Below are 11,234 nucleotides of genomic sequence, written 5' to 3'. Positions count from 1 at the left end.
TGCGAATCCTCTAGATATTTCTAAATTCTGGCTTCTGACTCCTGGGTTCTGAATTCTTACCTATTACCTTTTGCCAGAACATAAATCCAGATTGTGCGAGAAACAACCCATGTCTAAGTTTTTGTGGAACTATTTGCTAGTTATCCCTACAGTTTTTTATGGATTTTTATTTTTACCTTCAGTAGCGAATGCAGATGTTACAACACAGGAGACTGTACCAACAGAAAACATTTTGCAAAATGGTGAAAGTGAAACTATTGCGCCTGTAGTTAATCAAGAGCAAGAAGTTGCCAATTCCCCAACCGAAATCACCGGACAAGTCACATCGGTGTCGCAACTATCTGATGTCAGACCTACAGATTGGGCATTTCAGGCATTACAATCTCTAGTTGAACGCTACGGTGCGATCGCCGGATATCCAGATGGCACATTCAAAGGAAATCGCGCTTTAACTCGCTATGAATTTGCCGCCGGATTAAATGCAGCACTTGATCGCCTGAGTGAATTAATTGCGACTAATACTGCGGATTTAGCGAAAAAAGAAGATTTAGACACTCTCCAAAAGCTGCAAGCCGAATTTGCTCCAGAACTGCAACAGTTACGTGGAAGGCTAGACAGCTTAGAAGCGCGGACTGCTGAGGTAGAAGCCAATCAGTTTTCCACCACCACCAAACTAGTAGGTGATGCAGTATTTGTGGTAGCTGATACCTTTGGCGATCGCGCCAATAATCAGCCTGCTAATGATACAAAAGACGACACTCAAGCCTTTTTTGGCTATCGCTCCCGGTTAATCTTACAAACAAGCTTCACAGGTAGAGACCAACTCTCAACAATTTTATCCAACAATAATATTCCTAACTTGACCAGCAGTACTGGCACAGCCATGACCCGGTTTACATTTGATAGGGGTACTGAAGATGGAACATATCTGAGTCAGTTAGTCTATCGTTTTCCTCTGGGTAAAAATGCCATTGTTTGGGTAGGGCCAAGAGCATTACAACCAGCTATTTACGCTCCAACTTTAAACTCTTCTATTGGCGGGTTAAATGGCGCTGTTTCTCGATTTGCTACCTTCAACCCGACTGTTTACAGACCCGGTTTTGACGGTGCAGGTGCCGCTTTAGGATATAAATTTAGCAATCAAGTGCAATTGAGTTTAGCCTATACAGCCGATAACACTCAGGCGAGTAGAGCAACTGGTGAAGGTAGCGGATTCGCCGATGCGAATAACATCATCTTTAGTCAGCTAACTCTATCACCCAGCCGTCAGTTAGATATTGGTCTGGCTTACGTACATAAATATTTCGGTACTAACACTGGTTTTAACTTGACTGGTGGTACAGGTAGTGCATTTGCTAGAAATCCTTTTGAGCAGAACTCCACTTCAACCGATAATTTTGGGCTGCAATTTAACTGGAGAGCAAGTCGCCGCGTTGTTGTAGGTGGTTGGTTTGGTTATACACTAGCTCATCAAGAAAGTGGCGCTGATAATGATGCAACGATAGTGAATGGCGCACTCACTTTTGCTTTTCCCGACTTATTTAAAGAGGGTAATGTTGGTGGATTGATTGTTGGTGTACCGCCAAAAGTTACTAGTAGCGATTACAGACCTAGACCCAACGCCGCACGTCGAGAAGATCCCGATACAGCTTTACATTTAGAAGCTTTCTATACATTTCGCGTCAATGACAACATTAGAGTTACCCCGACTTTTTATGTGATTACCAGTCCAGAACATAATGATGCTAACGATGCTATTTGGATAGGTGCGCTAAGAACCACCTTTAGTTTTTAGGGGGACAAAACAGTCAATTATGGAGAAAACCCGCAACCAAACACTTTCTTTTCTAGTAACCATCTCAAGTTCTTAAATTGGTACTTGCTTTTTCCATAATTTCCTGTAAAATCATGACTATAAAATACGGTAACTCTACCGATTTACAGTAGTTTTATGTATCCTTAACAATAATAATGCAAATTCTTTGGTTTATACCCACAGCGCGTGACGGACATTATTTAGGAACACAACTTGGAGGACGTGATGCCACTCCAGAATATTTACAGCAAATTGCTCAAGCTGTAGATAATTTGGGGTATACGGGAGCTTTGTTACCCACAGGGCCTTTTTGTGAAGATGCTTGGATAACTGCCGCCTCCTTAATTCATGTCACCAAGCGGATGAAGTTTCTCGTAGCAATTCGTCCCGGAATTAGTTCGCCTAGTTTTGCGGCAAGGATGGCCGCAACATTTGATCGGATGTCAAATGGGCGATTGTTGATCAATGTCGTCACCGGTGGAGAACCAAAGCAATTAGCAGGGGATGGTTTGCATCTAAGTCATGACGATCGCTATGACTTAACTGATGAATTCCTCACAGTTTGGCGGGAAATCATGAGTGGGGAGACAGTGGATTTTCAAGGTAAATACCTTGATATTCAAGGCGGGAAGCTGTTATTTCCCCCAATCCAAAAACCCTATCCACCACTGTGGTTTGGCGGTTCATCAGCGGCGGCAAAACGAGTTGCCGCCAAACATATAGATGCTTATTTAACTTGGGGAGAACCGCCTGAACAAGTAGCCCAAAAAATTGCGGAAGTTAGGGAACTAGCAGCAGCCCAAGGTAGAACAGTACGTTTTGGCATTCGCCTGCACGTAATTGTCCGGGAAACCGAGTCTGCCGCTTGGGATGCAGCCAACGAGTTAATTAAATATGTCGATGAGGATGCGATCGCTCAAGCCCAAAAAGCCTTCGCTAGTTCTGATTCCGAAGGTCAGCGACGGATGACACAGCTACACAATGGCGATCGAGAAACCTTAGAAATTAGCCCCAACCTCTGGACAGGAATTGGCTTAGTGCGCGGTGGTGCTGGTACGGCTTTAGTTGGCGACCCCGATACCATTGCCGCCAGGATGTTGGAGTATCAACAACTGGGTATAGAAACCTTTATATTCTCTGGATACCCCCATCTAGAAGAAGCTTATCGTACCGCAGAATTATTATTTCCTCATTTACCTTTACAGAGCGAACCTGCACCAGCAACACCATCAATCTTGAGTGCCGTTGGTGAAACTATCGCCAATGAAAAATTTGCTAAACAACTAACGAGTGCCTCATGACTATTACCTTAAAAAACACCAAAAATCCTAGAATCTCCCTGAATGAGTTACTCCAAAATCAGCACATCCAACAAATAGTCCCTTGGATTGTCCCGATTTCGGTAGTAGTACTTTGGGAGTTATCCTCAAGAACTGGTTTACTGTCAACAAGAATTTTACCCGCACCCAGCGGTGTAGTAATTACAGCATTTAAATTAGCTGCAACCGGAGAATTATTTCAGCATATCGGCATCAGTGCTGGACGGGCAATCTCTGGTTTTTTAGTTGGGGGCAGTATTGGTTTTAGTTTGGGCTTGCTTAATGGGATTTTTCCAATTGCTGAAAAGCTACTAGATAGTTCACTACAAATGCTGCGGACAATTCCTAATTTGGCATTAATTCCCCTAGTAATTTTATGGTTTGGTATTGGTGATCAAGCCAGATTATTTCTTGTATCTATGGGTGTATTTTTCCCTTTATATCTAAATACATTTCATGGCATTCGTAGTGTTGATCCAGGCTTGATTGAAATGGGGCGAGTTTATGGATTAAAACCTGCACAACTTTTGGCACAAATTATTTTACCTGGGGCATTATCTTCAATTCTTGTTGGTGTCCGCTTTTCTTTAGGAATTATGTGGTTGACACTAATTGTCGCCGAAACAATTGCCGCCGATTCTGGGTTAGGTTATATGGCGATGAATGCCCGTGAATTTATGCAAACTGATGTCGTAGTTTTGAGTATTTTTATTTATGCCTTGCTGGGTAAATTAGCAGATGCTACTGCCAGATTCTTAGAAAGAAAATGGTTAGCTTGGCATCCTAATTATCAAAATTCCTGAGTAGCAGAATACATCCAACACAAAATAAATAACTTACCAAGGAGATTTTATGAGTTCTCAACCAAAAGGAACACAACTAAGTATTTTGGATCTAACGAAAGCTTTTGGCAGAAAAACTGTATTAAATTCTGTCAATTTAGAAGTATCACCAGGAGAATTTGTGGCTATTGTTGGGCGTAGTGGTTGTGGTAAGAGTACCTTATTACGCCTAGTTTCCGGTTTAGAGAAAGCCAGCGCCGGCGGAATTCTTCTCGATGGCGAACCATTGCGGAAACTGAGTAGTTCCGTCAGAGTCATGTTCCAAGACCCACGATTGCTGGAATGGAAACGCGTTATCCAAAACGTCGGGCTAGGACTACAAGATAATTGGCGAGAAAAAGCGCAATGGGCGTTAGAACAAGTGGGATTGCAAGATAGAGGCGAAGAATGGCCTTCTGTACTCTCTGGTGGACAAAGACAAAGGGTATCTTTAGCCAGAGCATTAGTTTGCCAACCACGGTTATTATTATTAGACGAGCCTTTAGGTGCATTGGATGCACTGACTCGGATTGATATGCAACGATTGATTGAAAAGTTGTGGCAAGAACAGCAGTTCACAGCTTTTTTAGTCACTCATGATGTGGAAGAAGCTGTAGCATTAGCTGACCGCGTAATTTTGATTGAAGATGGCAGAATTGCTTTAGATTTACCTGTTAATCTTTCACGCCCCAGAGATAGAGGTAACGAAGCATTTGTTAGCATCAGAGAAACAATTCTCGACCAAGTAATGAATCGGGAAGGAAGCTATGCATACAAGCAGTTATTGCAGTTAGGTAGTTATTAATTTAGGTCTGACGCGGTGATACGAAAAATCAAGAGTTTGGAAAAGGGTATAAGGGTTTAAGAGATGAGAAAAATCCTTATACCTGTATCTCCTTACTTTTCTTACACCCATCTCAAAGTAATTCGGTAACTTAACATGAAAGTCATTTTGCCTATCGAAATTGCTGACGAAATTGAGCCATATCTACCAGCAGATACGAAGGTTGTACTGGTAGATAGTGAGGGCAATCTTGATCATGATGCAACTGATGCAGAGGTTTATTTAAGTTGGTTTTTTCTAAAAAGTCCGATTTTGCATCGAGTGTTAGCAGCAGCACCAGCATTAGGTTGGCATCATGCGCCGAATGCAGGGGTAAATCATATTTTGACTCCGACTTATTTAGAACGCGACCTCATCTTAACTAATGGCGCGGGAGTTCATGCCATTCCCATTGCAGAATTTGTCTTAACTTATATACTGTCCCACGCCAAAAATCTGGCTGAATTGCAAGCTTTACAAGCTGAACGCCAGTGGAAAAGAGGTTTTCCGATTCAAGAATTGACTGATGCGACTTTGTTGATTATTGGTGCTGGTGGGATTGGTCAAGCGATCGCCAACCGCGCTAAAGCTTTTGGGATGAAAATTATTGGTACTCGCCGTCACCCCCAAGAACTAGCAAATTTTGACAAAGTTGTGGGTGCAAATGAATGGCGATCGCACCTAGGGGAAGCAGACTATGTAGTAGTTGCGACACCACTCACAGCAGAAACGCAAAATTTAATTGATGAGGAAGTATTGCGATCTCTGCCACCTCATGCTTATTTAATTAATATTGCCCGTGGTGCTGTAGTTGATGAACCAGCATTAATTAAAGCACTCACCGAAGGTTGGATTGCTGGGGCTGCCTTAGATACAGTAGTTACAGAACCCCTCCCATCAGATAGTCCTTTGTGGTCAGTTCCGAATATCTTCATTACCCCTCACTGTTCTGGTCATTCTCCAAAAGTTAAACAGCGTTCAATTGAATTATTTCTCGATAACTTCCACCGCTATCAAACTGGTCAGCCTTTACGCAATGTGGTAGACAAGCAAGCAGGATATTAGAAAGAAGTCTGAAGTGATCAAATTTTAACTCCTGGGAAACAATATGATGTTACTGCCAAAAAAAAGTGGAGCGATCGCATTGCTGTAGCATTCTTATTTGATTGTCTGAAATAAACCTGCCCTAAAGTGGCAAGAGCAGGCAAAGGAATTTGTATCAGGAATTCCCCGAAATAGTATTCAACATTATCCGCAGTTTTGCATCACTCGTTGATAATTCTTAACTTGCAAATCTATCCCAGTGATAGCAGTCCCAACTACGACAGCGTAAGCACCTAAATCTAAAGCCTGACGTGCCATTTGCGGTGAAGAAATTCCGCCTTCACAAATCACCGGAATCTTTAACTCCTCTATTATTTGCGTTAGGAGTTCCCAATTAGGCGGAGAATCATTATTGGTTTTGGGAGTATACCCATATAGAGTTGTCGCCACAATATCTGCACCGGCGGCGGCGGCGGCTTTTGCTGCATCGATTGTATCCACATCAGCAATCACTGGTTTGCCTAATTCTTGATGAATGCGGGTAATAATATCTACTACTGTCTCATCATCTGGACGATGCCTTGTTGTCGCATCGATCGCAATTATATCGGCTCCAGCTTGAGCAACAGCCGCAGCATGATGAAATTGAGGTGTAATGTATACATCATACTTAGGGATAACTTGCTTCCATAAACCAATAATTGGCACTTTCACCCGTTCCCTTACTGCACGGATATGAGTTGGAGTATCGATACGTACCCCAGTAGCACCATTATTAACCGCAGCCTGCGCCATTGCAGCAATAATAGTTGGTTCATGCAGAGGTGAATCAACAGGCGCTTGGCAAGATACAATTAGTCCTTGTTTTAGGGTTTTAATTGAGGTTTCATTTGTCATTGGTCATTTGTCAATAATCCATAGTCAACAATTAGACTCAGTAAGGGCTTTCGCCCCGCTACCGCTTTAAGCGCAGCCCTACCCGCAGGGCTTTACAGCACTTTTGCTGATTGAGTAGGTATCCAGACAGTAAAAATAGAGCCGATACCCACTGTGGATTCTACTTCAATTCGACCACGATGCAGTTCCACAAGTTGTTTAGTTAAAGCTAAACCAAGTCCAGTACCTTCATAACGACGACGATAGGGTGTATCAAGCTGCTGAAATTTCTCAAACATTAATGGTAATTGTTCTTCAGAAATGCCAATTCCTGTGTCTTCAACTTGAAAAACAGCAGTATGATCTTCAACCCAAATCCGCAAAGTCACACTGCCACCTTCAGGTGTAAATTTAATGGCATTGGTTAACAAATTCCAGAGAATTTGTTCTATGCGTTCGGCATCAGCACTAAAGCGATCGCGCCTTGGATCGATTTGTAAATCAAGTTTAAGATTAACTTGTTGGTTATTTGCTTTATCGATTAATGCAGCAATAGCATTTTCTGCCATTTGTGCTAAAGAAAATTCATTAATATTTAAAGCTGTTTTGCCAGCCTCAATTTGTGATAAATCAAGGATGTCATTAATCATTTCTAATAAATGTTCGCCACTGTCGTGGATTGTTTGCAGATAATCTCGCTGTCGTTGGCTCAATTCACCGATCGGCCAGCGCAATAATGTCGAAGACATCCCAATAACATAAGTTAATGGCGTAAGCAATTCATGGCTAATTGTGGCGAGAAATTCATTGCGTAAACGACTAGCGGCTTCAGCGGCTAACAAAGCATCACGTAAAGCCATTGTGCGTTCTAGCACTCGTTGTTCGAGAGTTTGTTTTTCTTGAGTGAGCGATCGCATTAACTCCGATTGATGAATAGCGATCGCTAATTGTTCTGCAATGGAAGTCAATAAATTTCTTTCATGTTCATTCCATTGACGAGGACTGTAACACTGATGAGCAATTAACAACCCCCAGAGTTTTTCCTCAAATATAATTGGTGCTACCAACTTTGCCCTAATATGGTTAGCGCGAAGAAAATTCAACAAACACTCTTCTAAGGCATAAGTTTTTTCCACGTCCTCGACAACTAAGGTAAAACCTTGGCGATACTTATCCCAACAAGCAGAATGGCGGGTAAAGCAATTTGTTTCTGCGTAATGTAACACCGAAGTAATAGCATCCGTAGCCTTAGCTTCATAAACTATACAACCCCCATACTTTTGCCAGTCTTGAATTGGGGGTTGAAAATGATTTTGCTCATTCACAGTTGAGTTTTGGGTATTGACCCTCGACCCCTGAAATTTATATATTACTAACCTGTCTAACTTCAAAAAATCACACACTTGAGCGATCGCTGTTGCCATAATCACTGGCAAATCTAAGCTTTTGCGAATCTGAGTGGTGACTTGATTTAACAATCGCTCTTGAGAAATTTGTTTTTGCAAAGCAAGTTCAATTGCTTGACAAAAATGTTCACCTTGATTTCTACTCAGATTTTCTGCTACTTCCACATTCTTTTGTGGAAGTAGATATTCTAATAACAACAGCGTAAATTGACTTTGGAGCCTAGCATCATTAGGACGCAGAATTTGACTGTAGTATTCCAGACTTTGATGAGTATCAGAATCACTAGCAAACAAACCCTTCAATTTGCCCACAAAGGAGGCGATCGCCTCTGAATTAAACGTAAAGTTAGTGCTGAGTACTGAGTGGGGATTTTCTTCTGTTTCTTGCTCCTCCTCCGCCAAAGTGCCTAGCAAAAGCGCACTAAACTGCTCAGAAACCACTAATATAAATCTTTGACCTTGCCATTCTTCAGGTATGAGAATTCTCGCCAGTACAGCTTCTGTCAGCACTAGCACAGAATTTTCCACAGATTGAGCCATTTGCTGTAACAATTCCCCAAGCTGATTAAATACAACTAAAGGCAAATTTTGAGAAAAGCTCAAATCAGGTGAACTAAGCATTTTCAAAGGTCAGGTAAGAGGGGGTGAGGAGCCAGTGTCTAGAGAGATTACCTCTCTTTGAGCAACTGGTTGTGCTAGGGTGGAATGTTTTTGAATCGGGTTATAACCAACAGTTTAAGACGGTAAAGCGGGATTATGCATCGGATAAATGCCAAATCAGTCGGATGGAATCAGTCAGAAGGGTTAATTTTTGTAGAACAAACTCCAGCGCCGTTTGTGTTTATTACGGCTGCGGATACTGACATTCAAACTTTGGCAGCAGCAGTTAGCAAATTACCGACAAATTTTCCTGCATTAAGAGTCGCTAACTTATTGCAGTTACAACAACAAATCAGTATTGATGCTTATGGCGAACAAGTTTTGGAACTTGCCGAGGTAATTATTTTACGTCTTTTAGGCGGACGTGCATACTGGGCTTATGGTTTAGAAGTGGTGCAGGAAATTGTACAACGTAACGGTACCACCTTAATTGTAATGCCAGGAGATGACGCGCTAGACCCGGAATTAGTCTCTCAATCTACTGTTTCTGTCGATATTGTGAATCAAGTCTGGCAATACTTCAGAGAAGGTGGTGTTAATAATTTTGTTAATGCGTTGAAATTTATTGCTGATAGTTGCTCAAACACATCCTTTAATTCTCTACCACCGCAAATTGTCCCCCGTGTTGGGTTGTATGAATGGGGAGACAAGGAGGAGGAAAATTCCCAAATCTCGAAAGTCGGCATTTTGTTCTACCGCGCTCATTATTTATCGGGAAATACTAAGGTGATTGACGCTTTATGTACAGCCTTAGTTCAAAAAAACTTACAACCAATCCCAATTTTTGTTTCTTCCCTACGTGACCCCAGTGTTCAAGATGAATTAAAGGAATTTTTCCAACCCAAAGATGCAGAACAAATCGCCATCCTGTTAAATACCACTAGTTTTTCCCTAGCGCGTTTAGATACAGAAGCACCAGAAACAGAACTGTGGCAAAACTTAGATGTGCCAGTGTTACAAGTAATCTTGAGCGGTGGTTCCGTGGAACAGTGGGAGTCGCTGTCTCAAGGGTTATCGCCCCGTGATATTGCCATGAATGTCGCCTTACCAGAGGTAGACGGCAGAATTATTAGCCGTGCGGTGTCTTTCAAAGCGTTGCAAACGCGTAACCCTGACCTAGAAACAGATGTAGTCGTTTATGAACCAGTGAGCGATCGCATTGAGTTTGTCGCCCAACTCGCTGCTAATTGGGTAAGATTACGTTCCAAACCACCCCAAAAACGCCGCATTGCCCTAATTTTGGCTAACTATCCCAACCGCGATGGTCGTCTTGCCAACGGTGTCGGGTTAGATACACCAGCCAGTTGTGTAGAAATCCTCAAAGCCTTACAAATTGCTGGTTATGAATTAGATAACTTACCAGCCGATAGTCACGAATTAATCCAACTTCTGACAGATGGTGTCACCAATGACCCAGAAGCTAGAGAGTTGCGTCCAATACACCAGAGTCTTTCTAGTGAAGCATATCAGGAATATTTCGCCTCATTACCAGAAACAATCAAGCAAGCTATTAATGAACGTTGGGGAGTCGAGAGTCAAGCAGCATTCCCCATTCCCGGAATTCAACTTGGCAATATTTTCATCGGTATCCAGCCAGCGCGGGGTTATGATCTTGACCCTAGTTTGAATTATCACGCCCCAGATTTAGAACCAACCCATGCTTATTTAGCTTTTTATTACTGGGTCAGAGAATGCTTTGGGGCTGATGCAGTGGTACACGTCGGCAAACATGGCAACCTGGAATGGCTACCAGGGAAAAGTTTGGCTTTATCCAGCGATTGTTACCCCGAAGTGGCTTTTGGTGCAATGCCCCATTTATATCCATTTATCGTCAACGATCCGGGTGAGGGTTCCCAAGCCAAACGCCGCGCCCAAGCTGTGATTATTGACCACCTCACACCCCCAATGACCCGTGCAGAATTGTATGGGGCTTTGCAACAATTAGAAAACTTAATTGATGAATTTTACGAAGCCGAAAGTTTAGATCCTTCAAGATTACCAGCCATCCGCGATCGCATCCGTGAACTAGTCATCAAAGAAAACCTGCACCTAGATTTAGGGCTAGAAAACAAAGAAGCAATCTTCAACTTTGAACTATCAATATTAAACTCATTAGATGGCTATCTATGCGAACTCAAAGAAGCCCAAATCCGCGACGGCTTACATATATTTGGGCAATGTCCCCAAGGTAGACAACTACGAGACTTAATAGTTGCGATCGCCCGTATCCCCAACCGCCATTCCATCGGCATCACCCGCGCCCTTTCCCAAGCCTGGGGATTAGATATTGACCCCCTCACAGACAAATTCACCTCCTCCTTCACCCTCCCAAACTCTCACTCCGCGCCTCCGCGCCTCTGCGTGCAAATAAAATCCTGTCGCACCATCGGCGATGTCGTCGAACTCCTAGAAGAACACGCCGCCGAACTAGTAGAACAACTCCCCACCCTTCCGCCTTCCCCCCTCACC

General features: G+C 42.7%; 8 protein-coding genes. 6 read left to right on the top strand and 2 right to left on the bottom strand.

Annotated elements, in window-relative coordinates; all coding sequences use genetic code 11:
* Positions 1 to 109: 109 nt before the first annotated feature.
* The 5 genes from IQ244_RS28020 to IQ244_RS28000 all read left to right on the top strand — a co-directional run bounded on the left by IQ244_RS28020 (position 110) and on the right by IQ244_RS28000 (position 5,844).
* Complete coding sequence (locus tag IQ244_RS28020; protein ID WP_193899973.1) at positions 110 to 1,795, top strand: iron uptake porin; 1,686 nt, start codon at positions 110 to 112, stop codon at positions 1,793 to 1,795.
* Positions 1,796 to 1,971: 176 nt separating this feature from the next.
* Positions 1,972 to 3,117 carry an FMNH2-dependent alkanesulfonate monooxygenase gene (ssuD, locus tag IQ244_RS28015; RefSeq protein ID WP_193899972.1) on the top strand — a complete coding sequence of 382 codons (1,146 nt, stop codon included), beginning with the start codon at positions 1,972 to 1,974 and terminating at the stop codon, positions 3,115 to 3,117.
* Entirely contained in the window at positions 3,114 to 3,938 is an 825-nt protein-coding gene (gene ssuC, locus IQ244_RS28010; RefSeq protein WP_193899971.1) for an aliphatic sulfonate ABC transporter permease SsuC, read from the top strand. Before ssuD ends, ssuC begins: the two co-directional genes overlap by 4 nt.
* A gap of 49 nt (positions 3,939 to 3,987) precedes the next feature.
* Positions 3,988 to 4,761 carry an ATP-binding cassette domain-containing protein gene (locus tag IQ244_RS28005; protein ID WP_193899970.1) on the top strand — a complete coding sequence of 258 codons (774 nt, stop codon included), beginning with the start codon at positions 3,988 to 3,990 and terminating at the stop codon, positions 4,759 to 4,761.
* Between the two features lie 135 nt (positions 4,762 to 4,896).
* A complete protein-coding gene (locus IQ244_RS28000) occupies positions 4,897 to 5,844 on the top strand; it encodes a D-2-hydroxyacid dehydrogenase (protein ID WP_193899969.1) in 948 nt (315 codons plus the stop codon).
* Between the two features lie 183 nt (positions 5,845 to 6,027).
* Here IQ244_RS28000 and IQ244_RS27995 read toward each other — a convergent pair whose 3' ends face one another.
* Both IQ244_RS27995 and IQ244_RS27990 read right to left on the bottom strand, forming a co-directional pair.
* The gene (locus IQ244_RS27995) at positions 6,028 to 6,720 is read right to left on the bottom strand and encodes an N-acetylmannosamine-6-phosphate 2-epimerase (protein WP_193899968.1); all 693 of its coding nucleotides are present in this window, start codon (positions 6,718 to 6,720) and stop codon (positions 6,028 to 6,030) included.
* A 92-nt stretch (positions 6,721 to 6,812) separates the two neighbouring features.
* On the bottom strand, positions 6,813 to 8,726 hold the full coding sequence (locus IQ244_RS27990; protein ID WP_193899967.1) for a GAF domain-containing sensor histidine kinase: 1,914 nt from the start codon (positions 8,724 to 8,726) through the stop codon (positions 6,813 to 6,815).
* Positions 8,727 to 8,861: 135 nt separating this feature from the next.
* Here IQ244_RS27990 and cobN point away from each other — a divergent pair.
* Positions 8,862 to 11,234, top strand: a 2,373-nt coding sequence (cobN, locus tag IQ244_RS27985; protein ID WP_193899966.1) for a cobaltochelatase subunit CobN, incomplete at its 3' end; no start/stop codon positions are given.

It is taken from the genome of Nostoc sp. LEGE 06077 (assembly GCF_015207705.1).
Taxonomy (GTDB): domain Bacteria; phylum Cyanobacteriota; class Cyanobacteriia; order Cyanobacteriales; family Nostocaceae; genus Nostoc_B.
Note: the sequence above shows the minus strand (reverse complement) of the source record. Positions and strands in the feature narration are given on the sequence as shown.